The sequence below is a fragment of the Variovorax sp. CCNWLW225 genome, from assembly GCF_037204045.1.
In the GTDB taxonomy this organism is placed as follows: domain Bacteria; phylum Pseudomonadota; class Gammaproteobacteria; order Burkholderiales; family Burkholderiaceae_C; genus Variovorax.
Map to the genome: position 1 here is coordinate 16,947 of NZ_JBBCBV010000012.1, position 26,399 is coordinate 43,345.

25 protein-coding genes are annotated in these 26,399 nt (G+C 65.4%); 19 read left to right on the top strand and 6 right to left on the bottom strand.

The window, feature by feature from the left end:
- Window positions 1-18: 18 nt before the first annotated feature.
- Complete coding sequence (gene metK, locus V9L20_RS18720; RefSeq protein ID WP_337297714.1) at window positions 19-1,203, bottom strand: methionine adenosyltransferase; 1,185 nt, start codon at window positions 1,201-1,203, stop codon at window positions 19-21.
- 220 nt (window positions 1,204-1,423) lie between these two features.
- Here metK and V9L20_RS18725 point away from each other — a divergent pair, with 220 nt between their 5' ends.
- Both V9L20_RS18725 and V9L20_RS18730 read left to right on the top strand, forming a co-directional pair.
- Window positions 1,424-2,323, top strand: a complete 900-nt coding sequence (locus V9L20_RS18725; protein ID WP_337297715.1) for a lysophospholipid acyltransferase family protein — start codon at window positions 1,424-1,426, stop codon at window positions 2,321-2,323.
- Window positions 2,320-3,204 carry an LpxL/LpxP family acyltransferase gene (locus tag V9L20_RS18730; RefSeq protein ID WP_337297716.1) on the top strand — a complete coding sequence of 295 codons (885 nt, stop codon included), beginning with the start codon at window positions 2,320-2,322 and terminating at the stop codon, window positions 3,202-3,204. Before V9L20_RS18725 ends, V9L20_RS18730 begins: the two co-directional genes overlap by 4 nt.
- A gap of 21 nt (window positions 3,205-3,225) precedes the next feature.
- Here the strand turns inward: V9L20_RS18730 and V9L20_RS18735 are convergent, their stop codons facing one another.
- Together V9L20_RS18735 and yihA are read right to left on the bottom strand one after the other, a co-directional pair.
- On the bottom strand, window positions 3,226-4,137 hold the full coding sequence (locus V9L20_RS18735; RefSeq protein WP_337297717.1) for an alpha/beta fold hydrolase: 912 nt from the start codon (window positions 4,135-4,137) through the stop codon (window positions 3,226-3,228).
- A gap of 78 nt (window positions 4,138-4,215) precedes the next feature.
- The gene (yihA, locus tag V9L20_RS18740; protein WP_337297718.1) at window positions 4,216-4,959 is read right to left on the bottom strand and encodes a ribosome biogenesis GTP-binding protein YihA/YsxC; all 744 of its coding nucleotides are present in this window, start codon (window positions 4,957-4,959) and stop codon (window positions 4,216-4,218) included.
- 70 nt (window positions 4,960-5,029) lie between these two features.
- Here yihA and V9L20_RS18745 point away from each other — a divergent pair, with 70 nt between their 5' ends.
- From V9L20_RS18745 to V9L20_RS18765, 5 genes are all read left to right on the top strand, one after another.
- On the top strand, window positions 5,030-5,695 hold the full coding sequence (locus V9L20_RS18745) for a c-type cytochrome (protein WP_258504384.1): 666 nt from the start codon (window positions 5,030-5,032) through the stop codon (window positions 5,693-5,695).
- A 116-nt stretch (window positions 5,696-5,811) separates the two neighbouring features.
- Window positions 5,812-7,983, top strand: a complete 2,172-nt coding sequence (locus V9L20_RS18750; protein ID WP_337297719.1) for a cytochrome c biogenesis protein ResB — start codon at window positions 5,812-5,814, stop codon at window positions 7,981-7,983.
- Window positions 7,980-9,296, top strand: coding sequence for a c-type cytochrome biogenesis protein CcsB (gene ccsB, locus V9L20_RS18755; RefSeq protein WP_258504386.1), 1,317 nt, complete (start codon window positions 7,980-7,982; stop codon window positions 9,294-9,296). The genes V9L20_RS18750 and ccsB overlap by 4 nt, the downstream gene beginning before the upstream one ends.
- Before the next feature lie 118 nt (window positions 9,297-9,414).
- Window positions 9,415-10,425: a protein-methionine-sulfoxide reductase catalytic subunit MsrP gene (gene msrP / locus V9L20_RS18760; protein WP_337297720.1), complete on the top strand. Its 1,011-nt coding sequence runs from the start codon at window positions 9,415-9,417 to the stop codon at window positions 10,423-10,425.
- 34 nt (window positions 10,426-10,459) lie between these two features.
- Window positions 10,460-11,134 carry a sulfite oxidase heme-binding subunit YedZ gene (locus V9L20_RS18765; protein ID WP_337297721.1) on the top strand — a complete coding sequence of 225 codons (675 nt, stop codon included), beginning with the start codon at window positions 10,460-10,462 and terminating at the stop codon, window positions 11,132-11,134.
- A 43-nt stretch (window positions 11,135-11,177) separates the two neighbouring features.
- On the opposite strand, the gene lysA is transcribed toward V9L20_RS18765, so the two are convergent.
- Both lysA and lptM read right to left on the bottom strand, forming a co-directional pair.
- Complete coding sequence (gene lysA / locus V9L20_RS18770; RefSeq protein ID WP_337297722.1) at window positions 11,178-12,464, bottom strand: diaminopimelate decarboxylase; 1,287 nt, start codon at window positions 12,462-12,464, stop codon at window positions 11,178-11,180.
- On the bottom strand, window positions 12,461-12,715 hold the full coding sequence (lptM, locus tag V9L20_RS18775; protein WP_409513995.1) for an LPS translocon maturation chaperone LptM: 255 nt from the start codon (window positions 12,713-12,715) through the stop codon (window positions 12,461-12,463). Before lptM ends, lysA begins: the two co-directional genes overlap by 4 nt.
- A 36-nt stretch (window positions 12,716-12,751) precedes the next feature.
- On the opposite strand from lptM, the gene cyaY reads away from it, so the two are divergent.
- Window positions 12,752-13,084: an iron donor protein CyaY gene (cyaY, locus tag V9L20_RS18780; RefSeq protein ID WP_258504391.1), complete on the top strand. Its 333-nt coding sequence runs from the start codon at window positions 12,752-12,754 to the stop codon at window positions 13,082-13,084.
- 12 nt (window positions 13,085-13,096) lie between these two features.
- Here cyaY and V9L20_RS18785 read toward each other — a convergent pair whose 3' ends face one another.
- A complete protein-coding gene (locus tag V9L20_RS18785; RefSeq protein WP_337297723.1) occupies window positions 13,097-15,505 on the bottom strand; it encodes a penicillin-binding protein 1A in 2,409 nt (802 codons plus the stop codon).
- Window positions 15,506-15,743: 238 nt separating this feature from the next.
- Between V9L20_RS18785 and V9L20_RS18790 the strand changes: the two genes are divergently transcribed.
- Genes V9L20_RS18790 through V9L20_RS18840 form a run of 11 tightly spaced genes read left to right on the top strand, consistent with a single transcriptional unit; the run spans window position 15,744 to window position 26,384 of the window.
- Window positions 15,744-16,823 (top strand): pilus assembly protein PilM, encoded by a 1,080-nt coding sequence (locus V9L20_RS18790; RefSeq protein WP_337297806.1) that lies wholly within the window; start codon window positions 15,744-15,746, stop codon window positions 16,821-16,823.
- Window positions 16,820-17,440, top strand: coding sequence for a PilN domain-containing protein (locus V9L20_RS18795; RefSeq protein WP_258504394.1), 621 nt, complete (start codon window positions 16,820-16,822; stop codon window positions 17,438-17,440). Before V9L20_RS18790 ends, V9L20_RS18795 begins: the two co-directional genes overlap by 4 nt.
- An 8-nt stretch (window positions 17,441-17,448) precedes the next feature.
- A complete protein-coding gene (locus tag V9L20_RS18800; RefSeq protein ID WP_337297724.1) occupies window positions 17,449-18,129 on the top strand; it encodes a type 4a pilus biogenesis protein PilO in 681 nt (226 codons plus the stop codon).
- Window positions 18,126-18,668 carry a pilus assembly protein PilP gene (locus V9L20_RS18805; RefSeq protein ID WP_337297725.1) on the top strand — a complete coding sequence of 181 codons (543 nt, stop codon included), beginning with the start codon at window positions 18,126-18,128 and terminating at the stop codon, window positions 18,666-18,668. Before V9L20_RS18800 ends, V9L20_RS18805 begins: the two co-directional genes overlap by 4 nt.
- The gene (gene pilQ / locus V9L20_RS18810; RefSeq protein WP_337297726.1) at window positions 18,665-20,806 is read left to right on the top strand and encodes a type IV pilus secretin PilQ; all 2,142 of its coding nucleotides are present in this window, start codon (window positions 18,665-18,667) and stop codon (window positions 20,804-20,806) included. The genes V9L20_RS18805 and pilQ overlap by 4 nt, the downstream gene beginning before the upstream one ends.
- 23 nt (window positions 20,807-20,829) lie before the next feature.
- Window positions 20,830-21,378: a shikimate kinase gene (locus tag V9L20_RS18815; RefSeq protein WP_258504398.1), complete on the top strand. Its 549-nt coding sequence runs from the start codon at window positions 20,830-20,832 to the stop codon at window positions 21,376-21,378.
- Between the two features lie 31 nt (window positions 21,379-21,409).
- Window positions 21,410-22,522, top strand: coding sequence for a 3-dehydroquinate synthase (gene aroB, locus V9L20_RS18820; RefSeq protein WP_337297727.1), 1,113 nt, complete (start codon window positions 21,410-21,412; stop codon window positions 22,520-22,522).
- Between the two features lie 22 nt (window positions 22,523-22,544).
- Window positions 22,545-23,675 carry a deoxyguanosinetriphosphate triphosphohydrolase gene (locus tag V9L20_RS18825; RefSeq protein ID WP_337297728.1) on the top strand — a complete coding sequence of 377 codons (1,131 nt, stop codon included), beginning with the start codon at window positions 22,545-22,547 and terminating at the stop codon, window positions 23,673-23,675.
- A 5-nt stretch (window positions 23,676-23,680) separates the two neighbouring features.
- Window positions 23,681-24,934, top strand: a complete 1,254-nt coding sequence (locus V9L20_RS18830) for an MFS transporter (protein ID WP_443098604.1) — start codon at window positions 23,681-23,683, stop codon at window positions 24,932-24,934.
- On the top strand, window positions 24,931-25,506 hold the full coding sequence (locus V9L20_RS18835) for a DUF1415 domain-containing protein (protein WP_337297730.1): 576 nt from the start codon (window positions 24,931-24,933) through the stop codon (window positions 25,504-25,506). Before V9L20_RS18830 ends, V9L20_RS18835 begins: the two co-directional genes overlap by 4 nt.
- Window positions 25,503-26,384: a class I SAM-dependent methyltransferase gene (locus V9L20_RS18840; protein WP_337297731.1), complete on the top strand. Its 882-nt coding sequence runs from the start codon at window positions 25,503-25,505 to the stop codon at window positions 26,382-26,384. Before V9L20_RS18835 ends, V9L20_RS18840 begins: the two co-directional genes overlap by 4 nt.
- Window positions 26,385-26,399 lie beyond the last annotated feature (15 nt).

The following is a 26,399-nucleotide window of genomic DNA, read 5'->3' on the forward strand; positions in this document are numbered from 1 at the left end:
CCCACCGCCGGTGGCTTTTTACTTGAGGCCGGCCGCGGCGCGCAGCGCAGCGGCTTGGGTGGTCGCTTCCCAGGTGAACTCGGGCTCTTCGCGGCCGAAGTGGCCGTAGGCCGCGGTCTTCTGGTAGATCGGGCGCAGCAGGTCGAGCATCTGGATGATGCCCTTCGGACGCAGGTCGAAGAACTCGCGCACGAGTTCGGCGATCTTGTCGTCGGGGATCACGCCGGTGCCTTCGGTGTAGACCGTGATGTTCATCGGCTGCGCCACGCCGATGGCGTAGGCCACCTGGATCTGGCACTGGCGCGCCAGGCCCGCCGCCACGATGTTCTTGGCCACGTAGCGCGCGGCGTAGGCGGCCGAGCGGTCGACCTTGGACGGGTCCTTGCCCGAGAACGCGCCGCCGCCGTGCGGGCAGGCGCCGCCGTAGGTGTCGACGATGATCTTGCGGCCCGTAAGGCCGCAGTCGCCCTGCGGACCGCCGATGACGAAGCGGCCGGTCGGGTTGATCAGGTAGCGCGTGTTCTGCAGCCATTCCTTCGGCAGCACCGGCTTGATGATCTCCTCGATGATGGCTTCGTTGAACGAGGCCTTCATCTTGGTCGGCGTTTCGCTCTGGTCGGGGCTGTGCTGGGTGGAGAGCACCACGGTGTCGATGCTGTGCGGCTTGCCGTCCACATAGCGCATCGTCACCTGGCTCTTGGCGTCGGGGCGCAGGAAGGGCAGGCGCCCGTCCTTGCGCAGCTGGGACTGGCGCTCGACAAGGCGGTGTGCGTAGTAGATGGGCGCGGGCATCAGCTCGGGCGTTTCGTCGCAGGCGTAGCCGAACATCAGGCCCTGGTCGCCGGCGCCGGTGTTCAGGTGGTCGTCGCTGGCGTGGTCCACGCCCTGGGCGATGTCGTTGGACTGCTTGTCGTAGCAGACCATCACGGCGCAACCCTTGTAGTCGATGCCGTAGTCGGTGTTGTCGTAGCCGATGCGCTTGATGGTGTCGCGCGCCACCTGGATGTAGTCGACGTGCGCGTTGGTCGTGATTTCGCCCGCGAGCACCACGAGGCCGGTGTTGGTCAGCGTTTCGGCGGCCACGCGGCTGCGGGGGTCCTGCTCGAAGATCGCGTCCAGGATGGCATCCGAGATCTGGTCGGCGACTTTGTCGGGGTGGCCTTCAGAGACCGATTCGGAAGTGAAGAGGAAGTCGTTCGCCATTTTGTTCAAAGCTCCTTGAAGTGACTTGGCGCGTTGCCAACTCTGCGGAGCCCTGGCGAACGCTTTAGCAGATGCCGACGAATCGGCGGGGCACAATCGCTCTTGCGCTTGTGTTTGTCGCCCTGCAAGTTGTTCCGTAACTCGGCGACAATTTGCATTCTATTCGAGCCGCGCCAAATCGTGCGCGCGCGTCCTGGTATTCACTCCCTGTTGTCAGCCCATGGTCACCCTGTTCCGCCTGCTTGCCCGTGTACCGATGCCGTTGATGCATCGGCTCGGCGCGTTGCTGGGCTGGATGGTCTGGTGGTGCGCCCCCGACTACCGCCGCCGTTTCAAGGCCAATGCCGAAAACGCGGGCTTCACGCCCGACCAGTACCGCCCGGCCATCGCCGCCGCCGGCCAGATGGCCGCCGAGCTGCCCTGGCTCTGGCTGCGCCCGCAGGGCGAAAGCGTGCTGCGGCGCGTGGTGCGCTGGGAAGGCGTCGAGGCCTTCGAGGCCGCCATGCAGGCGAAAAAGGGCGTGATCCTGGTGGCGCCGCACCTGGGCAGCTGGGAGATGTGCGGCCAGGCCATCGGCGAGCGCTTTCTCCAGGCCTACGGACCGATCACCGCGCTGTTTCGCCCCGCGCGCAAGAAATGGATGGCCGAGCTGATTGCCGCGGGCTCGCGCGACCGGCCCGGCCTGCAAACGCTGCCGACCAACAACACCGGCGTGCGCGGCCTCATCCGCACGCTGCGCAGCGGCGGCTACACCGGCATCCTGCCCGACCAGGTGCCACCAGCGAGGCAGGGTGTCTGGGCACCCTTCCTCGGCCGGCCGGCCTACACCATGACGCTGCTGCCGCGCCTCGCGCAGCAGACCGGCGCCGCCTGCTTCCTGAGCGTGTGCGAAAGGCTGCCGCGCGGTGCGGGCTACGTGATTCGCTTCGAACCCATCGTGGGCACTGCGCTCACCGATCCCAAGGCGTCCATCGAAGACGCTGCAGCTGCAATGAACGACGCCATCGGCTGCTTGATCCACAGCCTGCCCGGCCAATACGTGTGGGACTACGCACGCTACAAGGAGCCGCGCGGCGAGACCGTCGTGGCGGCCGCCGCCAATGGGGAGCAGGCGCAATGAGTCTCGGCTCCCGACTCGGCATCGGTTTCATGCGCGCGATTGCGCCGCTGCCCCTGCCGCTGGTACGTGGCTTCGGCGCGCTGCTGGGCCGCGTGCTCCACACCGTCGCAGTGCCGCGCCGCCGCGTGGTCGACACCAACCTGGCGGTGTGCTTTCCGGGCAAATCCGAAGCCGAACGCCGCCGCATCGCGCGCGAGACGTTTGTGTATGTGGCCCAGTCGTGGCTCGACCGCAGTTGGCTTTGGCATGCGCCCGAAAAAGTGGTGGCCAGCCGGCTCAAGGTGGTGGGCGCCCCGCAGGAGATCGACGAAATCGCCAACGGCGACGAGCCGATGATCCTGTTCGCGCCGCATTTCTACGGCCTCGATGCCGCGGCCACGGCATTGACCATGCACACGCCGCGGCCTTCGGCCACCATCTACACGACCCAGCGCGATCCGATGGTCGACGAATGGATTCGCGAAGGCCGCACGCGCTTCGGCAACGTGGCGGCGCTCAACCGGGTGGACGGCATCAAGCCGGTGCTCGGAGGCTTGCGCAAGGGCGGCTTGCTGTACCTGCTGCCCGACATGGACTTTGGCCGCGACCAGACCATCTTCGTGCCGTTCTACGGCGTGCAGGCCGCCACCGTGCCCTCGCTCTCGCGCTTCGCGCGGCTGGGCAAGGCCAAGGTGGTGCCGATCGTCTCCAAGCTCACCCCGGGCGGCTACGAGATCGAGGTGCTGCCGGCCTGGCAGAACTTTCCGACGGACGATGTCGAGGCCGACACAGCGCTCATGAACGAGCGGCTGCAGGGCTACATCGACAAGATGCCGTCCCAGTACTACTGGGTGCATCGCCGCTTCAAGACGCGACCCGAGGGCGCGCCCTCGATCTACTGAAGAAGAAGCGGAGCGGCTTCTTCAGTTCCTCTTCAGAAAGGCTTCGATCTCGCGCGCCACGAGCTGCGGCTGTTCGTGCACGATCCAGTGGGTGGCGTTGGGCACCTTTTTGATCTCGAGCTTGGGCACGTATTCCTCCAGGCCGTCGAGCAGGCCCGGCAACAGCGCTGCGTCGTCGAGCGCCCAGAAGACGAAGGTCGGCACGTTCACCGTGAGCCGTTCGCGCGGCAGCACCGGAATGCCGTCGATGCTCCGGCCCGGCGGCGGCGGCTTCATCGGCGTGACGCGATAGAGGTTGCAGGCGCCGGTAAGGCCGGCATTCCACACCTCGCGGTACTGCTGCTTCACCTCTTCGGTCAGCCATCCGAAGCCGTCGGGGCCGGCCTTCATCAGCGTGAAAAAGGGCCACATGCGCTTGAAGTCGTCGGCCGAGAGCAGCGCTTCGGCATCGGGCCTTGCCAGGAAGTTCATGTAGGCGCTGGCTTGCTGCTGCGCCGGGTTGTTGCGCAACTCGCGCGTGAAGGTGCCCGGGTGCGGGGAATTGATGATGACCAGCCGGCCAACCTGCTCCGGAAAGGCATTGGCATAGCCCCAGCCGAAAGCTCCGCCCCAGTCGTGCGCGACCAGCGCGGCCATCGTGCCGTCGGCGCTCTCGGTGGCCGCCAGTTGCTGGATATCCTGGATCAGCAGGTGGGCCTTGTACGCGGCCACTTCGGTGGGCGCGCTCGACTTCTCGAAACCACGCAGATTGGGCGCCAGGCAGCGGTAGCCGCCATGTTCAGGCTGGGCGAAGTACTCGAGCAGCTCGTCCCAGATGAATGCAGCCTCCGGGAAGCCGTGGAGGAACACCATCAGCGGGCGCCCGGGCGCGCCGGTGGCGCGGCAGCTCAGCGTGGTTCCGTTGGGCAGGCTGCGCCGGAACGTCTCGATCATGCTTTGTCTCCTTCAACTTCCGTTGCTATTGTTTTCATAGTGGATCACGCAGATGGGACGGCAGCGAGCCGGTTTTCCCTAGGTGTCTTCCGGCACCGGGGGCTGTTCGGTTTGCGCCGCTGCTTCCCCGGGCGGATGCGCCCAGCGCCACAGCAGCTCTGCGGCTTCTCCCACTCCCTGCTTCTTGAGGGCGGAGAACAGTTTGACTTCGCCGCCGCCGGCCTGCAGTCGCGTAATGGACAGCACCTTGGCGCCTTCGCTGCGGGTGAGCTTGTCGGACTTGGTCAGGAGCACGAGGAACTTGAGACCTTGCTCCACGCGCGGGCGGATCACGTCGAGCAGGATCTCGTCGAGCTCGGTGAGGCCCTGGCGCGGGTCGCACATCAGCACTACGCCGCGCAGGTTTTCGCGCGTCATCAAATAGTTGCCCATGACGCGCTGCCAGCGCAGCTTGGCTTCCTTGGGGACCGCGGCATAGCCGTAGCCGGGAAGGTCGGCCAGCACGGCGTCGTCGGCCTTTTGCTTGCCCACGCCGAACAGGTTGATGTGCTGCGTGCGGCCGGGCGTCTTGGAGGCGAAGGCCAGGCGCGTCTGCTGGGTGAGCGTGTTGATCGCGGTCGACTTGCCCGCATTCGAGCGACCGACGAAGGCGATTTCGGGCAGGTCGAGCGGAGGCAAATGCTCGAGCTGCGGGGCGCTGGTCAGGAAGTGGGCGGTGTGCAGCCAGCCGAGCGCAACGCGCTCGCGCTCGGCGACGATGGGGTCCACGGCAGGGGTCGCGCGGGAAGGGGGAGCAGCGTGCTTGCGCGACGGCGTAGTCATCAATGAGCTTTCGGAACGGGCCGCCATTGTAGAATCGCGGGGTTTTGCGCCAATAAATCGAGCCCCCGATATGAAGTTGTTTGCCAATTTTCTGCTTGCAGCCCTCATGGGTGTCGCAGCCAGCGCGAGCCTTGCGGCCGACGCGCCAGCCGCCGCAGCGACTGCACCCGCCGCGGCCAAGCCGGCCAAGCCCGACCCCGCCAAGGGCGACGCGGTGTTCAATTCCGCGGCCCAGGCCTGTGCCTCCTGCCACAACGCAGACGGCAACTCGGCCATTGCGGCAAACCCGAAGCTGGCGCAGCAGCACCCCGAATACATCCTCAAGCAGCTGCAGGACTTCAAGTCCGGCAAGCGCAAGAGCCCGATCATGCAGCCCCTGGCGGCCAAGCTGTCCGACGAAGACATGCGCAACATCGCGTGGTTCGTGGGCTCCAAGAAGATCAAGACCGGCTTCTCCAAGGAGAAGGACACCGTGGCACTGGGCGAAAAGATTTACCGCGGCGGTATTGCCGACCGCCAGATTCCGGCCTGCGCCGGCTGCCACAGCCCCAACGGCGCTGGCATGCCCGCCCAGTACCCGCGCCTGGGCGGCCAGCACGCCGACTACACGGTGGCACAGCTTGTTGCCTTCCGGGACAACGTGCGCCAGAACAGCGCCCCCATGACGGGCGTGGCCGCAAAGCTGAACGACCGCGAAATCAAGGCCGTTGCAGACTACATTGCCGGCCTGCGCTGACGCCACGCCCTTCAGCGTGAACTAACCGCCGATAAAAAACCCAAACAGAGGGCGGGCCGATCCAGCTGGATGGCCCGCCCTTTGCTTTTTTCCTGTTTCTTTCTTCCCGCCCACCGATGTCTGTCTCCACCCACGGCCTTCGCGTCCATCGCGGCCCGCAAGTGCTTCGCGCTGCGGTGGAGCTGTTCTCGTCGATGCGGTTTGCCATCGCGCTGCTCACGGTCATCTGCATCGCATCGATCATCGGCACCGTGCTCAAGCAGCACGAGCCGATCAACAACTACATCAACCAGTTCGGTCCATTCTGGGCCGAGCTGTTCCGCACGGCCAAGCTCGACTCGGTCTACAGCGCCTGGTGGTTCCTGCTGATCCTGCTGTTCCTGGTGATCAGCACGTCGCTCTGCATTGCGCGCAACACGCCGCGCATTTTTGTGGACCTGAAGACCTTCAAGGAAAACATCCGCGCGCAGAGCCTCAAGGCCTTCGGCCAGCGCGCTGAAAACCAGCTTGCCGAGGAGCCCGCCGCGGCAGCCAACCGCATCGGCCAACTGCTGGTGAGCGGCGGCTGGAAGGTCAAGCTGCAGCAGCGCGAAGCGGTGGAAGGCCAGTCTGGCGCGGGCTGGATGGTCGCGGCGCGTGCGGGCGGCGCCCACAAGCTGGGCTACATCGCCGCGCACAGCGCCATCGTGCTGGTGTGCATCGGCGGCCTGCTCGACGGCGACCTGGTGGTGCGTGCCCAGACGTGGTTCAACGGCAAGAGCGTGTTCACCGGCGGCGGCATGATTGCCGACGTGCCGCCGCAGCACCGGCTGTCGCCCCGCAACCCGACCTTCCGCGGCAACATCCTGGTGCCCGAAGGCGGGCAGGGCAGCGTGGCCATCCTGCAGCAGTCGGACGGCGTGCTGCTGCAGGAGCTGCCGTTCTCGATCGAGCTCAAGAAGTTCATCGTCGACTATTACTCCACCGGCATGCCCAAGCTGTTTGCAAGCGAGGTGGTGCTGCACGACCGCGAGACCGGCGCCCAGGTGCCCGCGCGCATCGAGGTCAATCATCCGGCCAGCTACAAGGGCGTGGAAATCTACCAGTCGAGCTTCGACGACGGCGGTTCCAAGGTAAAGCTCAAGGCGGTGCCGATGGCGGCCGCCGCCAAGCCCTTCGAGGTCGATGGCGTCATTGGCGGGCCAAGCACTGAAATTACCAACGGCAAGGAAAAGCTCACGCTCGAATACGCCGCGCTGCGCGTGATCAACGTCGAGAATTTTGCCGACGGGGGTGCCATGGGCAGCGGCGCCGACGTGCGCAAGGTCGACCTGCGCCACGACATCGAATCGCGCCTGGGCGCCGCCAACAAGACCACCAAGCCGAAGGTGCTGCGCAACATCGGCCCGAGCATCGGCTACAAGCTGCGCGACGCCGCGGGCCAGGCGCGCGAATACCAGAACTACATGGTGCCGGTCGACACCGGGGACGGCCAGCCGGTGTTCCTGCTCGGCATGCGCGAGAAGCCCGAAGAGCCGTTCCGCTACCTTCGCGTGCCGGCCGACGAGCAGGGCAGCATGGACAGCTTCGTGCGTATGCGCGCTTCGCTGGCCGACGCCGACACCCGCGCACGTGCCGTCGAGCGCTACATCGCCAAGGCTATCGATGCGAAGCGGCCTGAAATGGCCGAGCAGTTGAGCGTTTCGGCTGCGCGTGCACTCGCGCTCTTTGCCGGCAGCGAGCGCGCGAAGGCCGATGCCAGCACGCAGGGCGGCTGGCAGGCCATTGCGGAATTCATGGAAGCCAACGTGCCCGAGCCCGAGCGCGAACGTGCCGGCGCGGTGCTGGTGCGCATCCTGAACGACGTGCTGTTCGAACTGCTCAATCTCAGCCGCGAAAGCGCGGGGCTCGAGGCCTTGCCGCGCGACGACAAGTCGCAAGCCTTTCTCACGCAGGCGGTGCTGGCCATCAGCGATGCGCATTTCTATCCGGCGCCCGTCGCAATGATGATGACCGACTTCACCCAGGTGCAGGCCAGCGTGTTCCAGGTGGCGCGAGCGCCCGGAAAGAACGTGGTCTATCTGGGCTGCCTGTTGCTGATCATCGGGATTTTTGCCATGCTGTACGTGCGCGAGCGCCGGCTCTGGGTGTGGCTGGCACCCGGCGGCGCAAGCGCAGGAGACAACAACACCACGGCTGCCACGATGGCCTTCTCGGTCAATCGCAAGACGATTGACAGCGATCGCGAGTTCGAGCACCTCAAGCACAAGCTGCTTGCCTTGAAAAACGAAGGACCGGCGTCCCCATGAACACCACCACCCTCACGCTCAACGAAAGCTGGTTTTCGCGCCGCAACCTGTTCGACTGGGTTTTCGCGGCACTGGTGCTTGCAGGCGGCCTTTTTGCCTTTGTGCGGTATGCGGGCGCTATGGACTCGTACGAGAAGCCGATCCTCGTCGCCGCGATGATTTCCGTCATTGCGATCGGCTGGTTCTGGCGACCGCTGCGGGTGCTCGCCATCGTCGTGGCGGCGGCCTCGCTGCTGGCCATCGGCTCCTACCAGGGCGACCTGGCGCGCGCGGACACGGTGTTCTGGCTCAAGTACTTCCTGTCGAGCCAGTCGGCCATTCTCTGGATGAGCGTGCTGTTCTTCATGAGCACGCTGTTCTACTGGCTCGGTTTCTTCGGCGGGAAGCAGGGCGACACCTTCGAGCTCATCGGCTCGCGCCTCACATGGGCCGCTATTGCCATGGCGCTGATTGGCACCATGGTGCGCTGGTACGAAAGCCACCTGATCGGGCCGGACATCGGCCACATCCCGGTCAGCAACCTGTACGAAGTGTTCGTGCTGTTCTGCTGGCTTACCGCGGCGTTCTATCTGTACTTCGAAGCGCGCTACGGCACCCGGGCGCTCGGCGCCTTCGTCATGCTGGTGGTGAGTGCGGCGGTGGGCTTCCTGCTCTGGTACACGCTGGTGCGCAACGCCCACGAGATCCAGCCGCTGGTGCCCGCGCTGCAAAGCTGGTGGATGAAGCTGCATGTGCCGGCCAACTTCATCGGCTACGGCACTTTCGCGCTTGCGGCCATGGTGGCCTTTGCCTACCTGGTGAAGGAACAGGCGGGCGAAACCCGCTGGTACAAGCTCACGCCGATCTGGCTTTTGGGCGTGGCGCTGTGCTTTGTGCCGGTGGCATTCCGCCAGCGCGTGCAAGAGGCCGGCGGCAGCTACTGGGTGATCTATGCGGGCATTTCCGCACTCATCGCTGCGGGCATTCTGCTGGGCCGCAAGCGCATTGCGGCAAGGCTGCCCGCCAACGAGGTGCTCGACGACGTAATGTACAAGTCGATCACGGTCGGTTTTGCCTTCTTCACCATCGCCACCGTGCTGGGCGCGTTGTGGGCGGCCGATGCCTGGGGCGGCTACTGGAGCTGGGACCCGAAGGAGACCTGGGCGCTGATCGTCTGGCTCAACTACGCGGCCTGGCTGCACATGCGGCTGGTCAAGGGTTTGCGCGGCACTGTGGCGGCCTGGTGGGCGCTGGCCGGCTTGGCGGTCACCACCTTTGCCTTCCTGGGCGTGAACATGTTCCTGAGCGGACTGCACAGTTACGGCACCTTGTAGCCCCGGGCCGCCGGCTTTTCGCGAAGAATTGAATCCACGCGCAGCGATTGTGCGTAACCGAATCAGGGAATTGTTCGAACTACCCTGAGCAAAACGATTCACGCGAAAGGCCATCACCATGTCGTTCTCCTCCCGCCCGCAAGGTCGCAACAGCGGTTTCATCCATCCGCTTTCGAGCGAAATCACGCCGCGCGCCGTCTACGAGAGCCGGCGCGACCTGCTGAAGCTGATGGCTGGCGGCGCGGCCGGTGCCGCGCTGGCAAGCTTTGCAGGACGCGAGGCCTTCGCCCAGGCGACCGGCCCGCACAAGCTGGCGCTGCTGCCGGGCGCCAAGTCCGCCGTGCCGGGCGCGCAAACGATGGAAAAGCTCACCGACTACAAGGACGCGACGAGCTACAACAACTTCTATGAGTTCGGCACCGACAAGGGCGACCCGGTCAAGAACGCGGGCACGCTCAAGACCCGCCCGTGGACCGTGGAGGTCGAGGGGCTGGTCAAGAAGCCGGGCAAGTACGGCATCGAAGACCTGCTGAAACTCAGTGCGCAGGAAGAGCGCATCTACCGCCTGCGCTGTGTCGAGGGCTGGTCGATGGTCATTCCATGGGTGGGCTATTCGCTGGCCGAGCTCATCAAGAAGGTCGAACCCCAGGGCAACGCCAAGTATGTGGAGTTCGTGACCCTGGCCGACCCCAAGACCATGCCTTTCGTCGGCTCGCGTGTGCTCGATTGGCCCTACACCGAAGGCCTGCGGATGGACGAGGCCATGCATCCGCTCACGCTGCTGGCTTTTGGCATGTACGGCGAAGTGCTGCCTAACCAGAACGGCGCGCCGGTGCGCCTGGTGGTGCCGTGGAAGTACGGGTTCAAGTCGGCCAAGTCGATCGTGAAGATCCGCTTTGTCGAAAAGGAGCCGAGCACGGCATGGAACAAGGCCGCGGCCCAGGAATACGGCTTCTATTCGAACGTGAACCCGAACGTCGACCATCCGCGCTGGAGCCAGGCCACCGAGCGCCGCATTGGCGACGGCGGTGGGCTTTTTGCCAAGCGCAACAAGACGCTGATGTTCAACGGCTACGAAGCCCAGGTCGGCCAGCTCTATGCGGGCATGGACCTGAAGAAGAACTACTGAGCCCGAGCCTGCCTCGCTATCCAGCCTTTGCGCCATGAACAAGCTGCTCATGCATCCGGCGGCCAAGCCGGTGATCTTCTTGCTGTGCCTGCTGCCGTTCGCGTGGCTGACCTACGGCGCATTCACCGACGGGCTGGGCGCGAACCCGGCCGAGTTTCTGATCCGCGCCACGGGCGACTGGACCTTGCGCTTCATCTGTATCGTGCTGGCCGTGACGCCGCTGCGCGTGATCACCAAGGCCAACGCGCTCGCGCGCTTTCGCCGCATGCTGGGCCTGTTCGCGTACTTCTATGTGGTGGTGCACCTGCTGTGCTACAGCTGGTTCGACATGGGCTTCGAATGGGCCGACATCGCCAAGGACATCGCCAAGCGGCCGTTCATCCTGGTGGGGTTCACGGCCTTCGTGCTGCTGACGCCGCTGGCCGCCACATCGTTCAACCGCGCGATCAAGGCACTGGGCGCCAAGCGCTGGCAAATGCTGCACAAGCTGGTCTACCTGATCGCCGGCCTCGGCCTGCTGCACTTCTTCTGGATGCGCGCGGGCAAGAACAACTTTGCCGAGGTGTTCGTCTACGCGGCAATCGTCGCGGTGTTGCTGGGGTGGCGCGTGTGGAACTACGCGAGCAAGCGCAAGCCGAAGCCCTCGGCGGGCGCTCGCGGCGGCAGTAGCGGCAACGAGAAGTCGCTGGGCCGCAGCAGCGCCGGCTGACGCGCTGGTCGGCCCGCCCAAGGCGCACGGCGGCTGCGGCGGATCAGCCCTCGATCCGCTCGCTGCGCAGCTGGTCTTCCATCGTCTCGCGGCGACGGATCAGGGTGGCGCTCTGGCCGCTCACCAGCACTTCGGCGGCGCGGCCTCGCGTGTTGTAGTTGCTGGCCATGCTCATGCAATAGGCGCCTGCCGACAGCACGGCCAGCAGGTCGCCGGACACCACATTGAGCGCGCGGTCGCGGCCGATCCAGTCGCCGCTTTCGCAGACCGGGCCGACCACGTCGTAGACCGGCGCGCTGCCCGCACGGATGCGCAGCGGCACGATCTGCTGGAACGCCTGGTACATCGCAGGCCGGGGCAGGTCGTTCATTGCGGCATCGACGATGCAGAAGTTCTTGTCTTCGCCCGGCTTGGTGTAGAGCACTTCGGTCACGCACACGCCTGCATTGCCGACCAGCGAACGGCCCGGCTCGATGACCAGCTTGCGCCGACCGAAGCCGCGGGCGTCGAGCCGCGCGAGCAGCTGCTGCCAGAGCGCATCGGCCTTGGGCGGCACTTCGCCGTTGTAGTCGATGCCCAGGCCGCCGCCGAAGTCCAGGTGATGGATGGGCACGCCGGCCGCTTCGATGGCTTCGACCAGGTCGAGTATCCGGTCGCAGGCATCCAGGTAGGGCGAGGCTTCGGTGATCTGCGAGCCGATGTGGCAGTCGATGCCCACCACCTCGAGCCCCGGAAGCCTGGCGGCATGGCGATAAGCCTCGACCGCGCGGTCATGGGCGATGCCGAACTTGTTGCCCTTCAAGCCGGTGGAGATGTACGGGTGCGTCTTCGGATCGACGTTCGGGTTGATGCGAATGCTGATGGGCGCGCGGCGCCCTTCAGCCAGTGCCACTTCGTTGAGCACGTCGAGCTCGGCTTCGCTCTCGACATTGAAGCAGGCAATGCCGGCCGCGAGCGCCTGCCGCATTTCGGCGCGGGTCTTGCCCACGCCCGAGAAGATGATCTTTGCCGGATCGGCGCCCACGGCCAGCACACGGGCCAGCTCGCCGCCCGAAACGATGTCGAACCCGCAGCCCGCCTCGGCGAACACGCGCAGCACGCCGAGCGATGAATTCGCCTTCATCGCGTAGCAGATCAGGGCTTCGCGGCCCTCGAAGCCACGCTGGTAGGCCGCCAGCGCGTCCAGCATCCATTGCTTCGAATAGACAAACAAGGGGGTGCCGTGTTCGCGGGCGAGGGCGTCGAGGCTCAGGCCCTCGACATGGAGCGCGCCGTCGTGATGCGCGATGTGCGGATGGCCGGGAAGGAGAGGAAGAGAGGCGTTCGTCACTTCGGCACTCCGGGGCTGGTGGCATTGCCGGTTGCTGCAGCCGGCGCACTGCTGGCCGCAGCGGGCTTGGGCGCTGCTTCAGCGTCGGCAGCGCGCGAGCCGCCGGGCGTGAGCAACTGCGGCAGGGTCGCGCGCTGCGCGGCCGCCGGATCGGTCGGTAGATAGAGCGGCCCACGCTGCCCGCAAGCGCCCAGGGCGCCCGCTACCGCAGCCAGGCAGACCATGAGCGCAGCGCGGCTGGAGGCGCTCACTAGAATTTGACGAACATTCAACATAACGAAATTGTAATGACCGACTCCGAATACATGGACCGCGCCGAAGCTGCGCTCGCCGCCATCGAGCAAGGCTGCGACCGCATCAACGATGCAACCGACGCCGACATCGACAACCAGCGGGTGGGCGGGATGATCACGATTTCATTCAAGAACGGCAGCCAGCTGATCGTGAACCTGCAGAAGCCGCTGCAGGAAATCTGGCTGGCCGCGCGCTCCGGCGGCTATCACTACCGCTTCGACGGCAAGGCCTGGGTCGACACCAAGACCGGCGAGGAGTTCTTCGGCAACCTTTCGCGCGAGGCAAGCCTGCAAGCCGGGCAGCCGCTGGAGTTTGCGGCCCCCTGACTCTGCTCATTCTCAATTCCTGAAGAGGTCGAGAATCCGATTGCGTTCTTCAGGCGGCGGAGGCGGGCTCACCGGCACGCCGCTCAGTGACTCCGCGGGCGGCGTGGCGGGGGTCTCCACGCCAAGGCTGGAGACGCCGCGGCCCGGCGCGTAGTCGTCGTAGTACCACTCACCGCCAACGCTCACGACGCCAGCCGGCGGGGTGGTGGAAAGATCGGTCACGGGCACGCCCTTGATGGCGGTTTCCATGTAGTTGATCCAGATCGGCAGGCTCAAGCCGCCGCCGGTTTCGCGGTCGCCCAGGTTGCGCGGCGTGTCGTAGCCGATCCAGGAAATGGCGGTCATGGTGGGCTGGAAGCCGGCAAACCAGGCGTCGAGCGAGTCGTTGGTGGTGCCCGTCTTGCCGTAGAGGTCGGGCCGCTTGAGCATGGCCTGCGCCTTGGCCGCCGTGCCGGCGCGCGTGATGGATTGCAGCAGCGAATCCATGATGAAGGCGTTGCGCTGGGGAATGGCCCGGATCGTCTCGTTGAGCAGCGGCGGCTGCTTGTCGACCAGCACCCGGTCCTTGTGGTCGGTGATGCGGGTGACCAGGTACGGATTGACGCGGTAGCCGCCGTTGGCGAATACCGAGTAGCCCACGGCCATCTGCATCGGCGTGACCGCTCCGGCGCCCAGCGCCATGGGCAGGTAGGCGGGGTGCTTGTCCTTGTCGAAGCCGAAATTGGTGATCCATTCCTGCGCATAGCGCGTGCCGATGGATTGCAGGATTCGGATCGACACCAGGTTCTTCGACTTCATGAGCGCGGTGCGCATCGACATCGGGCCGTCGTAGCCACCGCCGTAGTTCTTGGGCTCCCAGGGCTGGCCGCCCGTGGTGCCGGCATCGAAGAAGAGCGGTCCGTCGTTGATCACCGTGGAAGGCGTGAAGCCCTTCTCGAGCGCGGCCGAGTAGATGAACGGCTTGAAGCTCGATCCCGGCTGGCGCCAGGCCTGCGTGACGTGGTTGAACTTGTTCTTGCCGAAGTCGAAGCCCCCCACCAGCGCCTTGATGGCGCCGTCGCGCGGATCCATGGCGACGAAGGCGCCTTCCACTTCGGGCAGCTGGGTGATCTCCCAGGTGTTCTTGGGCGTCTTCACCACGCGGATCACGGCGCCGCGGCGGATCTTGATGTTGGGCGGTGCCTTGTCGGAAAGGCCGGATTGCGCGGGCTTGAGGCCTTCTCCGGTGATCTGCACCGGGTCGCCGTTGCCGCGGACGGCCGAGATTTCCTTGGCGCTGGCCTTGAGCACCACGGCCGACATCACGTCGCCGTTGTCGGGGTGGTCGGTTAGCGCGTCGTCCACGGCTTCGTCGAGTTCCTTGGGGTCGTTCGGAAGATCGACGAATTTCTCGGGGCCGCGATAGATCTGGCGCCGCTCGTAGTCCATGATGCCCTTGCGCAGGGCCTTGTATGCGGCGGCCTGGTCGGCGGCCACCAGCGAGGTGTACACCTTCAGGCCCCGGGTGTAGGTGCTGTCGCCGTATTGCGCATACATGAGCTGGCGCACGGTTTCGGCCACGTACTCGGCGTGCAGGCGGTTCGGGTCCGCCGCGTCGCGCAGGTGCAACTCTTCCTTCTTGGCTTGGGCAGCCTGCTCGGCCGTGATGAAGCCTGCGTCCTGCATGCGGTCGATCACATAGAACTGGCGCCCGCGCGCGCGCTGCGGATTGTTGACCGGGTTGTTGGCGCCCGGTGCCTTCGGCAGGCCGGCCAGCATGGCCGCCTCGGCAATGGAAAGATCTTGTAGCGGTTTGCCGAAATACGCTTCAGAGGCCGCGGCAAAACCGTAGGCGCGGTTGCCCAGGTAGATCTGGTTCAGGTAGATCTCGAAGATCTGGTCCTTGGTCAGCAGGTGCTCCAGCTTGAAGGTGAGCAGCACTTCGTAGATCTTGCGGGTGAGCGTTTTCTCCGAACTCAGGTAGACATTGCGCGCTACCTGCATCGTGATGGTCGAGGCGCCCTGGCTCTTCACGCGGTTCATGTTGGCCAGCCCCGCGCGCACCATGCCCTTGTAGTCGACGCCGCCGTGGTCGTAGAAGCGCGTGTCTTCAGCGGCCAACACCGCTTCCTTCACCAGTTTGGGGATCGCCGCGATCGGCGTAAGGTTGCGCCGTTCCTCGCCGAATTCGCCGATCAAAATGCCTTCGGCCGAGAAAACCCGCAGCGGCAGCTTCGGCCGGTAGTCGGACAGCTCGGAAATATCCGGCAGATTGGGGTAGGCAACCGCCAGGGCGACTGCGACCACGCACAGAACGGCCAGCACACCGGCCGCGGCAATGCCGAATCCCCAGGCCATGAAGCGCAGCAGCCATTTGAGCCAGGCTGGGCGTGTGGAGGAGGGAGTCTTGGCTGGCCCTTTAGGGCGTGAGGTTTCTTGCATGTGGGCCCGGAGAATCACCTGACATTATAAAAAGCCGCCCTCTTGCCGAGGACCGAACTTTGGCGCATCGTTGCGGGCTAAACCAAAAGTTACTGAATGTGGCTACAACGTCAGCTTTTGACAACGGTCCCCAGGCTTGGAGCCCGCGGTTGCTTGGTTGCAAGTACGCCTCCTGCTAGCATGCAACCGAACGCAATTTTTTCCATTGGTTACAAATGCAGGGGTAAAGGGACCTAACTTGGCTGCTTTCGGATCATTGTTTCGTCGTCAGAACGCCCCCATGCTCGGCTTGGACGTCAGTTCGTCCAGCGTCAAGCTGGTCGAGCTCGGCCGTGAGGCCAGCGGCAAGCTGGTTCTGGAGCGGTGCGCGATCGAACCCCTCGAGCGGGGCTGGATCACTGACGGCAACGTCGAAAAGTTCGATGAAGTGGCCGAAGCCGTCCGCCGCGTCGTGCGCAAGAGCGGCACCCGCACGCGCAATGTGGCGCTGGCGCTGCCTCCATCGGCCGTCATTACCAAGAAGATCATTCTTCCGGGTGGCATGAGCGAGCAGGAACTCGAACTGCAAGTCGAGTCCGAAGCCAACCAATACATTCCCTTTTCGCTGGACGAAGTCAGTCTCGACTTTTGCGTGACTGGGCAGAGCGCCGCCTCCGCTGGCGATGTCGAGGTGCTGATTGCCGCATCCCGCAAGGAAAAGGTCCAGGACCGCGAAGGGCTGGCCGAAGCGGCCGGCCTGAAGGCGATGATCCTGGACGTCGAGTCTTATGCGTCGCGCCTCGCAACCGCTCGCTTGATCGAACAACTGCCGGGCAAGGGCCTCGACGCTGTCGTGGCGCTTTTCGAAGTGGGCGCCTTCACCACCAGCATGCAGGTTCTGCGCAACCAGGAAGTGCTGTACGACCGCGACCAGGCTTTCGGCGGCGCCCAGCTGACCCAGCTGATCGTCCGCCAATACGGCTTTTCCGCCGAAGAGGCCGAAGCCAAGAAGCGCAGCGGAGATTTGCCCGACGACTACGGCTCCAGCGTGCTGAAGCCTTTCGTGGAAAGCATTGCGCAGGAAATTGCCCGTGCATTGCAGTTCTTCTTTACCAGCACGCCGCACAACCGCGTCGACTATGTGCTGCTCGCCGGCGGTTCGGCCTCGTTGCCAAGCCTGACCAGCGCCGTCACCCGTCAGACCTCCTTCGCCTGTTCGCTCGTGAATCCGTTCGATGGCATGGAGCTGGGTCCCAACATCCGTGAGAAGAAGGTTCGGCGCGAGGCGCCTTCCTATCTGACCTCCTGCGGTCTCGCCATGCGGAGGTTCGTGCAGTGATCCTCATCAATTTGCTTCCGCATCGCGAAGCCGCGCGCAAGCGGCGCCGCGAAGCTTTCTACGGCACCCTGGGCGCTGCGGCTATCCTGGGCGGCGTGATCGCGGGCCTCGGCTTTCTCTGGTTCGAGGCGCAAATCTCGGCCCAGCAGGCCAAGAACAATTTCCTGAAGACCGAAATCACCAAGCTCGATGCCGAGATCAAGGAGATCTCGACGCTGCAACAGGAAATTGCAGCCCTGCGTGCGCGCCAGCAGGCGGTTGAAGACCTCCAGGGCGACCGCAACCTGCCGGTGCACCTGCTCAATGAACTGGTTCGGCAACTGCCCGACGGCGCCTACATCACCAGCATGAAGCAGGACAACCAGACGGTCACGCTGCAAGGCATGGCGCAGTCGAACGAGCGTGTTTCCGAACTGCTGCGCAACCTGGGCAACAACAGCCCGTGGCTGGTCAAGCCGGAGCTGGTCGAAATTACTTCCGCAACGGTGAGCCTGAGCCAGCGCGACCAGCGCCGCGTGGCGAACTTCACGATGCGCATCGGCCTCAAGCGGCCGACCGACGCGCAGAAGGCCGCGGCTGAGAAAGCCTTGGCCACAGCGGCGCAGGTCAAGGGGTAGGACGGATCATGGCAAGCAATCGCCCCTCTCAAAAGATAGATGTCGGCGCCGCATTTCGTGGCTTCGGCGATCAGTTCCGCAACCTGAATCCGAACGATCCGGCCAGCTGGCCGCCGGTGCCTCGCTATGCCTTGTGCCTGGCGGTGACGGCAATGGTGCTGGTCGGCCTGTGGTTCCTGTGGCTCACCAACTCGAACGACGAGCTCGAAAGCGAGCGCGCCAAGGAAGTCACGCTGCGCGCCGACTACCAGAAGAAGGTCGCACTGGCCGCCAACCTCGACCTGCTGAAGAAGCAGCGCGAGCAGGTGCAGCAATATGTGACGCTGCTCGAGAAGCAGCTGCCGAGCAAGGCGGAAATGGACGCACTGCTGTCCGACATCAACCAGGCTGGCCTCGGCCGCAGCCTGCAGTTCGAGCTGTTCCGTCCGGGGCAGGTTTCGGTGAAAGACTACTACGCGGAACTGCCGATCGCCGTGCGCGTGACCGGCCGCTACCACGACATCGGCTCGTTTGCCGCCGACGTCGCGGGCCTTTCACGCATCGTGACGCTGAACAACTTGACGATCACTCCGCAAAAAGACAAGGACGGCGCCCTGACGATGGATGCCACGGCCCGCACCTACCGCTATCTCGATGACGAAGAGCGTGCGGCCCAGAAACGCGCTGCGGCGCCAAAGGCGAAGAAATGAGGACGATCGCCAAACTCCTGTGGCTGGCAGCGGCCGCAATGGGCTTGAGCGCCTGTGCCGATTCGGAGCAGGAAGACCTGCGCCGCTGGATGGTCGAGCAGCGTGCCCAAGTCAAGCCCAACGTGCCGCCGATCACCGAGCCCAAGAAATTCACGCCCCAGGCCTACACCGAAGGGGCCGCTTTCGAGCCGTTCAACCTGCTGAAGCTCACGCAGGCACTGCGCCGCGAATCCAACCAGCCCAGCACGTCGGAGCTGATCGCGCCTGAACTGGCGCGACGCAAGGAAGCACTCGAAGCCTTCCCGCTCGACTCGATGGCCATGGTGGGCAGCATGAACCGCAACGGCCAGCCGGTGGCGCTGGTCCGTGTCGACAAGCTCCTCTACAAGGTGCGCGTCGGCGAGTACCTGGGGCTCAACTACGGGCGCATTACCCGTATCAACGAAACCGAAGTCGCCTTGCGTGAAATCGTGCAAGACGCCGCCGGTGAATGGATCGAACGCGTGGCGACATTGCAGCTGCAAGAGAGTGCGAAATGAATCAGAAAAAATCAACAATGGCACAGCGGCTGCGAGCTGCCGGGCTGGGTCTGCTGGCATTCGGCGCATTTGCCATGGCGCATGCGCAAAACGCCATCGAAGCGGTAACCAGTTCGACGCAATCCGGCGCCGAGGTCATCCGCATCGACCTGGCACAGCCGCTCGCGGCCGTGCCGACCGGCTTTGCCGTTCAGACCCCGGCGCGCATTGCGCTTGATTTCCCGGGCGTCACCAACGCCATCGGGCGCTCCGCCATCGAGGTGAACCAGGGCAACCTGCGTTCCGTCAACGTGGTGCAGGCCGGCGAGCGCAGCCGCGTGGTGCTGAACCTCAAGCAGGCGACCGCCTACAAGACCGAGATCCAGGGCAAGTCGCTGCTGGTGATCCTGGAGCCGGTGGCCGGCACGGCGCTCGCGTCGTCAACGCCCACCGTGTTTGCCGAGAACCGCAACCGCGACACGCTGCCGCTGCGCGACGTCGACTTCCGCCTCGGCTCCGAGAACACCGGCCGCGTGATCGTCGACCTGCCGAACAACCAGGTGGGCGTCGATGTCAAGCAGCAGGGCAAGAACCTCGTCGTCGAATTCACCAAATCGACGCTGCCCGAGGGCCTGCGCCGCCGCCTCGACGTGGCCGACTTCAACACGCCGGTCCAGTTGATCACCTCGCAACAGTCCGGTGACCGCGTTCGCATGACGATCGAGGCCAAGGGCGACTGGGAGCACAGCGCCTACCAGAGCGAGAACCAGTTCGTCGTCGAAGTGCGTGCCCGCAAGGTCGACCCGACCAAGCTGACGCAAGGCGTGGGCTACAACGGCGAGAAGCTGTCGCTGAACTTCCAGAACATCGAGATCCGCTCGCTGCTGCAGGTGATCGCCGACTTCACGAACTTCAACATCGTGACCTCCGATTCGGTGACCGGCGCGCTGACGCTGCGGCTGAAGGACGTGCCGTGGGATCAAGCCCTCGACATCATCATGCAGGCGAAGAACCTGGGCATGCGCAAGAACGGCAGCGTGCTGTGGATTGCGCCCAAGGATGAAATCAACGCCAAGGAAAAGCTCGAGTTCGAAGCCAAGGCCGCAATCGAGAATCTCGAGCCGCTGCGCACGCAGTCGTTCCAGCTCAACTACACCAAGGCGATTGCCATTGCCCAGGGCCTGACCGGCACCGGCGCCTCGTCGGGCGGCGGTGGCGGCTCCGGCACCACAACCCGCATCCTGAGCCCGCGCGGCAGCGTGATCGCGGAGTCGCGCACCAACCAGCTGTTCGTCTCCGACGTGCCCTCGCGCCTTGCACAGGTGAGCGAACTGATCCAGAAGCTCGACATCCCGGTTCGCCAGGTGCTGATCGAAGCGCGCATCGTGGAAGCCTCCGACACCTTCGGCAAGTCGCTCGGCGTGCGCCTGGGCGGCGGTATTTCCCGCGAACGCGTCGCGTCGGCCAACGGCAATCCGGCATACGGCACCCTCGGCGTCATGCCCACCACCACCACCGGCGGCGTCGGCGCAGCGGCAGCCACCTGGACCAACTCCAATTTCCTCAACCTGCCCGCAGGCGATGCCGGCGGCACCGGCAATTCGCCCGGTACCTTCGCGATCTCGCTGTTCAACTCGAGCTTGTCGCGCATGTTGAACCTCGAGATCTCGGCGCTCGAAGCTGACGGCAAGGGCAAGCTGGTTTCCAGCCCCCGCGTCATCACGGCCGACCAGACCAAGGCGCTGATCGAGCAGGGTGAAGAAATTCCCTACCAGCAGGCAACCTCCAGCGGCGCCACGTCGATCTCGTTCCGCAAGGCGGTGCTCAAGCTCGAAGTCACGCCCCAGATCACGCCCGAAGGCAACATCATCCTGACCCTGGACGTGAGCAAGGATGCCCGCGGCGTCAACACTTCGGCGGGTCCGGCCATCAACACCAAGCACGTGCAGACCGAAGTGCTGGTCGAGAACGGCGGCACGGTCGTCATCGGTGGTATCTTCGAACTCACCGAAACCAATGACGAATCGCGCGTGCCGGTGCTGGGTGAAGTGCCCTACCTTGGGGCACTGTTCCGCAAGCGCGAACGCGTTGCCAACAAGACCGAAATGCTCGTCTTTATCACTCCGAAGATGATTACCGATCGCAACGCCGCGCGCTGACGCGCGGGCGTAGCAGCCACCGCGTGGCGGTCGCACTCGTCGGTTTGCCCGGCGCCGGTAAATCCGCAGTGGGGCGGCGCCTGGGCGCCCGCCTCAATCTTCCGTTCGTCGATACCGACCACGTGATCGAGCAGCGCATCGGCTGCTCGATTCGCGATTACTTCGAGCGGGAAGGCGAAATCGCTTTCCGGGACCTCGAGCAAACGGTAATAGCCGACCTTTGCGCACAGCCTCACGGCGTGCTTGCCACGGGAGGCGGAGCGGTCTTGCGGGAGGTCAATCGCAAGCAGTTGCGGGACCACTTCCACGTGATCTACCTGCGCTCTTCCCCCGAAGACCTGTTTCGCCGCTTGCGGCATGACGTCAAGCGGCCTCTCTTGCAGGTGGCCGATCCGCTCGGGCGGCTGCGCGAGCTGCACGATGCGCGCGACCCGTTCTACAGGGAAACGGCCCACGACGTGGTCGACACGGGCCGCCCGTCGATCGCCATGCTGGTGAACATCATCGTCATGCAGCTGGAGCTCGCCGGCATCGTGGCGCCGGGCGCCCACCCGGAAGAACCCGCCGCCTGAGCAACCGGTCCGCAGCGCCTAAACTCGCTGCATGCCATTGCCCGCACCTTCCGCACCGCCAGAACGCGTCGATATCCAGCTCGGCGAGCGCAGCTACCCCATCCTGATCGGCGCCGGCCTGCTCGGCGAATCTTCGAGCTTTGCCGCGGCGCCCGACGCTGCGAGCGCGCTGATCGTCAGCAACACCACGGTGGCACCGCTCTATGCCAAGGCGCTGCACGCGGCCCTGGCCTACCGTTTCCGCACGGTGCACCTTCTCGAGTTGCCCGACGGCGAGGCGCACAAGAACCTGCAGACACTGAACCTGATCTTCGATGCGCTGCTCGGCCACGGCAGCGACCGGAAAACCGTGCTGTTCGCCCTGGGCGGCGGCGTGGTGGGCGACATGACAGGCTTTGCCGCCGCCAGCTACATGCGGGGCGTGCCGTTCGTGCAGGTGCCGACCACGCTGCTGGCGCAGGTCGATTCGTCGGTGGGAGGCAAGACCGCGATCAACCACCCGCTCGGCAAGAACATGATCGGCGCGTTCTATCAGCCGCAGCTCGTGGTGTGCGACCTGGGCACGCTGCAGACGCTGCCGCCGCGGGAGATGAGCGCGGGCCTGGCCGAAGTCATCAAATACGGGCCCATCCACGACATGGCGTTCTTCGACTGGATCGAAGCGAACATCGATGCGCTGGTGGCCCGCGACCCCGCCGCGCTGGCCTATGCCGTCAAGCGCAGCTGCGAGATCAAGGCGCTGGTCGTCGGGCAGGACGAGCGCGAAACGGGCCTCCGCGCCATTCTCAACTTCGGCCATACCTTCGGCCACGCGATCGAATCGGGCCTGGGCTACGGCGAATGGCTGCATGGCGAAGCGGTCGGCTGCGGCATGGTCATGGCTGCGCACCTGTCGCAGCGGCTCGGCGGCGTCGATACAGCGTTTGTCGAACGGCTCACGCGGCTCATCGAACGTGCCGGCCTGCCAACCGTCGGCCCGGCACTGGGAGCCGACCGTTACCTCGAGCTCATGCGTGTCGACAAGAAATCAGAAGCCGGAGAGATCCGCTTCGTGGTCATCGACAAGCCGGGCTCCGCCGCGGTCAGCAGCGCGCCCGATGCGCTCGTGCGCGAAGTGCTCGCGCAGTGCTGCAGCGCCGGATGAGCGCAGCGCCAAGGGTGCGGCGATGAGTCTTGCGGCCTATGCCTGCCACCCCGCGCGGTCGCGCGGGCGCCGTCATGTCGAGCCGCCCGCGCCCACGCGCGATGCCTTCCAGCGCGACCGCGATCGCATCGTGCATTCCACCGCGTTCCGGCGCCTGGTCTACAAGACGCAGGTGTTCCTGAACCATGAGGGCGACCTGTTTCGTACCCGGCTCACGCATTCGCTCGAGGTGGCGCAGCTCGGCCGTTCCATCGCGCGTGCCTTGCGCCTCAACGAAGACCTGGTGGAGGCAATTGCCCTGGCGCACGACCTCGGCCACACGCCGTTCGGCCACGCGGGGCAGGACGCGCTCAATGCCTGCATGGAAAGCCACGGCGGCTTCGAGCACAACCTGCAGAGCCTGCGTGTGGTCGATGCGCTGGAGCACCGATATCCGCAGTACGACGGCCTGAATCTCAGCTTCGAGACCCGCGAGGGCATTCTCAAGCACTGTTCGCGCGCCAATGCCGAGCGCCTGGAAGCCGCCGAACCCAACGGCGTGGCGAGGCGCTTCCTCGACCGCACCCAGCCTGCGCTCGAGGCGCAGCTGTGCAACCTGGCGGACGCCATTGCCTACAACGCGCACGACATCGATGACGGCGTGCGCTCGGGGCTCATCAGCGTCGAGCAGCTCGGCGAGGTGGAGCTGTTCGAGCGCTACCGCCGTGAGGCACTCGCCGAGTACCCCAGGCTGGAAGGGCGGCGCGTGCTCTACGAGACGATCCGGCGCATGCTGAGCGCCCAGGTCTATGACGTGATCGACGCCACCCGTGCGGCGGTCGAAAGTGCAGCTCCGGTCGATGCCGACGGCGTCCGCAACTCACCGCCGCTCGTCGCGTTCAGCGAAACCATGCAGTCGCAGTCCAGCGAACTCAAGAGCTTCCTGTTCCGCAACCTCTATCGGCATCCGCAGGTGACGCAGACCACCGACCAGGCGCAGCAGGTCGTGCGGGAGCTGTTCGACGGGTACCTCGAGCGCAGTGCCGAGATGCCCGCTTCCTACGCCGACCGCCGCGACCGGCATCGCGCGGTGGCCGACTACATCGCCGGCATGACCGATCGGTTCGCCATGCGCGAGCACGAAAGGCTCACCGGCCGGCGGGGCATCGGGTGAGTTCGGTGGCCGCCGTCTCCGCGCGCGTTCCAGCCGCCGCCTTCGCCGTCCTTTTCGGCGGCGTGAGCGCGGCGCTGCACCTGGGCAAGCTGCCGCCCGCCGTGCCGGCCCTGCAGGCGTCGCTCGGCATCAGCCTGGTCGAAGCCGGTTTTCTGCTGTCGCTGGTGCAAGTGGCCAGCATGACTCTCGGGCTGGTGATCGGGCTTGCGGCCGACACCATTGGCCTTCGGCGCAGCATGCTCACGGGGCTGCTTGTGCTGGTTGTTGCCAGCCTGCTCGGCGGCGCCGTCGGCACCGGCCTCTTCGGCGATGCGCACGCGGTGCGGTGGCTGCTGGTTCTGCGCGCCGCCGAAGGCATTGGCTTTCTGCTGGCGGTCATGCCGGGGCCAGGGTTGATCCGCGCGCTCACGCCGGCCGGAGCGGACAAGGCCGCGCTCGGACTGTGGGGTGCGTACATGCCGCTTGGCGTCGCGCTTGCGCTGCTGCTCGGTCCGGCGTTGATCGCCTGGGGCGGTTGGTCCGACTGGTGGTGGGCACTGTCCGCCGTTTCAGTCGGCGCGGCGCTCTGGCTGTGGCTGGCCGTACCTTCTGACAAGGTTCGTTCTACCGCTGCGGGCGGCGCAACGGCGGGGTGGTCGTTGCGGCTGCGCACGACAGTCGGTGCGCGCGCACCCTGGATGATCGCGCTGACCTTTGCCGTGTATTCCGCCCAGTGGATGGCGGTGATCGGCTTCCTTCCGGCCATTTATGCCGGCGCGGGTGTGCCGCCAGGCTGGAATGCGGTGCTCACCGCGATTGCGGCCGCGATGAACATCGTCGGCAACGTGGCGGGCGGGCGCTGGCTGCAACGCGGCGTTGCGCCCGAGCGCCTGCTGCAGCTGGGCTTCGGGGCCATGGCGCTGGGAGGCGTGGCAGCTTTTGCGCAAATGGGGCAGGGCGCCGGCGCGCTCGGCCTGCCGCCAGCGCTTCGCTATGCCGCTGTCTGCCTCTTTTCGTTGGGCGGCGGCATGGTGCCGGCAACGCTGTTCCTGCTCGGGGTCCGCATGGCGCCGGGGCCCAGCACCGTCTCGACCACGGTCGGTCTCATGCAGCAGGCCTCTTCCCTGGGGCAGTTCCTGGCGCCGCCCGCGGTGGCATGGGTGGCTCACCGCGTCGGCGGCTGGCACTGGACATGGACCGCCACACTGGCATGTTCGCTGGCCGGCATGGCCATGGCGCGGCACCTTGGACGAATACGCCTTGCGGCGGCAGTGGCATGACGGGCGCGGCGACAATCGAGGCCATGCAGGCCGAAGCCGATACGCAGCGCTGGCTCGAACGTGCGGTGATCGGACTCAACCTGTGTCCCTTTGCCAAGGCGGTTCATGTCAAGGCGCAGATTCACTTCGCCGTGTACATGCCGGCCGACGACACCGCGCTGATCGAAATGCTTCTTGCCGAGGCCAATGAACTCGCCGCGCTCGATGCCTCCGTGCGCGACACCACCTTGCTGATAGCACCCAACACCTTGGCGGATTTTCTGGACTTCAACGATTTCACCGCACGCGCCGAACGCAAGCTTGCCCGCGCGGGCTTCGACGGCGTGTTCCAGCTGGCGAGCTTCCATCCGCAGTTCCAGTTCGGCGGCACCAAGCCCGACGACATTTCGAACGCAACCAACCGTGCGCCTTACCCTACGCTGCATCTGTTGCGCGAAGACAGCGTGAGCCGCGCAGTGGAGGCGTTCCCGGAGGCCGAAGCCATTTTCGAACGCAACATCGAAACGCTCGCAGCACTGGGCCCCGAAGGCTGGGCCGCGCTCGACGTGGGCCCCGGGAGCGCCAGGCGATGAATGCACACGCAACCAAGACTGTGAAGACCGCAAAGACCGCCAAGGCCGAAGCCGAGTTGTCCGAGGTTCTGCGCCCGGGCCAATCCGTCGAGCTCCTGAAGGAGCTGCACATCCTTACGCGCGAAGGCCGGCTCAATCAGGATTCGCGGCGCAAGCTCAAGCAGGTGTACCACCTGTTCCAGTTCATCGAGCAACTCCTGCGTGAGCTGCCGGGCGGCGGCGCCGAGGCCACGCTGGCCGACCACGGTGCGGGCAAGTCGTACCTCGGGTTCATCATCTACGACCTGTTCTTCCGTTCGCGCGAAGGCGGGCACGTCTACGGCATTGAGACGCGCAGCGAACTGGTGGAAAAATCGCGCGCGCTGGCAAGGCAGCTCGGATTCGACCGCATGTCGTTCCTGAATCTCACCGTCGCCGAATCGGCGAACGCGAGCGAATTGCCCGAGCGGATCGACGTGGTCACCGCGCTGCACGCCTGCGATACGGCCACCGACGATGCCATTGCCTTCGGCCTCGCGAAGAAGGCGCGCTGCATGGTGCTGGTGCCTTGCTGCCAGGCCGAGGTGGCCGCCTGCCTGCGCGAAACCAAGGCGCTCGCGCTGTCGCGCACGCCATTGGCCGAACTGTGGCGCCACCCGCTGCACACCCGCGAAATCGGCAGCCAGCTCACCAATGTGCTGCGCTGCCTGTACCTCGAGGCCAACGGCTACAGCGTCACCGTGACCGAACTGGTGGGCTGGGAGCACAGCATGAAGAACGAGCTGATCCTGGCGCGCCACACCGGGCAGCGCAAGGCCGCCGCAGCCGCCCGGCTGGGCGAGTTGCTGGCTCAGTTCGGACTCGACGCCTTGGGCGAGACACGCTTTCGCCTGAGCTGAAAACCGCGAGCGCGC

Coding starts and splice junctions, on each gene's coding strand:
- V9L20_RS18785 (WP_337297723.1), bottom strand. CDS start 15,505: ATGCAAGAAACCTCACGCCCTAAAGGGCCAGCCAAGACTCCCTCCTCC.
- V9L20_RS18800 (WP_337297724.1), top strand. CDS start 17,449: ATGGCAAGCAATCGCCCCTCTCAAAAGATAGATGTCGGCGCCGCATTT.
- V9L20_RS18765 (WP_337297721.1), top strand. CDS start 10,460: ATGAACAAGCTGCTCATGCATCCGGCGGCCAAGCCGGTGATCTTCTTG.
- ccsB (WP_258504386.1), top strand. CDS start 7,980: ATGAACACCACCACCCTCACGCTCAACGAAAGCTGGTTTTCGCGCCGC.
- metK (WP_337297714.1), bottom strand. CDS start 1,203: ATGGCGAACGACTTCCTCTTCACTTCCGAATCGGTCTCTGAAGGCCAC.
- V9L20_RS18725 (WP_337297715.1), top strand. CDS start 1,424: ATGGTCACCCTGTTCCGCCTGCTTGCCCGTGTACCGATGCCGTTGATG.
- yihA (WP_337297718.1), bottom strand. CDS start 4,959: ATGACTACGCCGTCGCGCAAGCACGCTGCTCCCCCTTCCCGCGCGACC.
- aroB (WP_337297727.1), top strand. CDS start 21,410: ATGCCATTGCCCGCACCTTCCGCACCGCCAGAACGCGTCGATATCCAG.
- V9L20_RS18825 (WP_337297728.1), top strand. CDS start 22,545: ATGAGTCTTGCGGCCTATGCCTGCCACCCCGCGCGGTCGCGCGGGCGC.
- pilQ (WP_337297726.1), top strand. CDS start 18,665: ATGAATCAGAAAAAATCAACAATGGCACAGCGGCTGCGAGCTGCCGGG.
- V9L20_RS18730 (WP_337297716.1), top strand. CDS start 2,320: ATGAGTCTCGGCTCCCGACTCGGCATCGGTTTCATGCGCGCGATTGCG.
- cyaY (WP_258504391.1), top strand. CDS start 12,752: ATGACCGACTCCGAATACATGGACCGCGCCGAAGCTGCGCTCGCCGCC.
- V9L20_RS18735 (WP_337297717.1), bottom strand. CDS start 4,137: ATGATCGAGACGTTCCGGCGCAGCCTGCCCAACGGAACCACGCTGAGC.
- V9L20_RS18835 (WP_337297730.1), top strand. CDS start 24,931: ATGACGGGCGCGGCGACAATCGAGGCCATGCAGGCCGAAGCCGATACG.
- msrP (WP_337297720.1), top strand. CDS start 9,415: ATGTCGTTCTCCTCCCGCCCGCAAGGTCGCAACAGCGGTTTCATCCAT.
- V9L20_RS18745 (WP_258504384.1), top strand. CDS start 5,030: ATGAAGTTGTTTGCCAATTTTCTGCTTGCAGCCCTCATGGGTGTCGCA.
- V9L20_RS18840 (WP_337297731.1), top strand. CDS start 25,503: ATGAATGCACACGCAACCAAGACTGTGAAGACCGCAAAGACCGCCAAG.
- V9L20_RS18750 (WP_337297719.1), top strand. CDS start 5,812: ATGTCTGTCTCCACCCACGGCCTTCGCGTCCATCGCGGCCCGCAAGTG.
- V9L20_RS18805 (WP_337297725.1), top strand. CDS start 18,126: ATGAGGACGATCGCCAAACTCCTGTGGCTGGCAGCGGCCGCAATGGGC.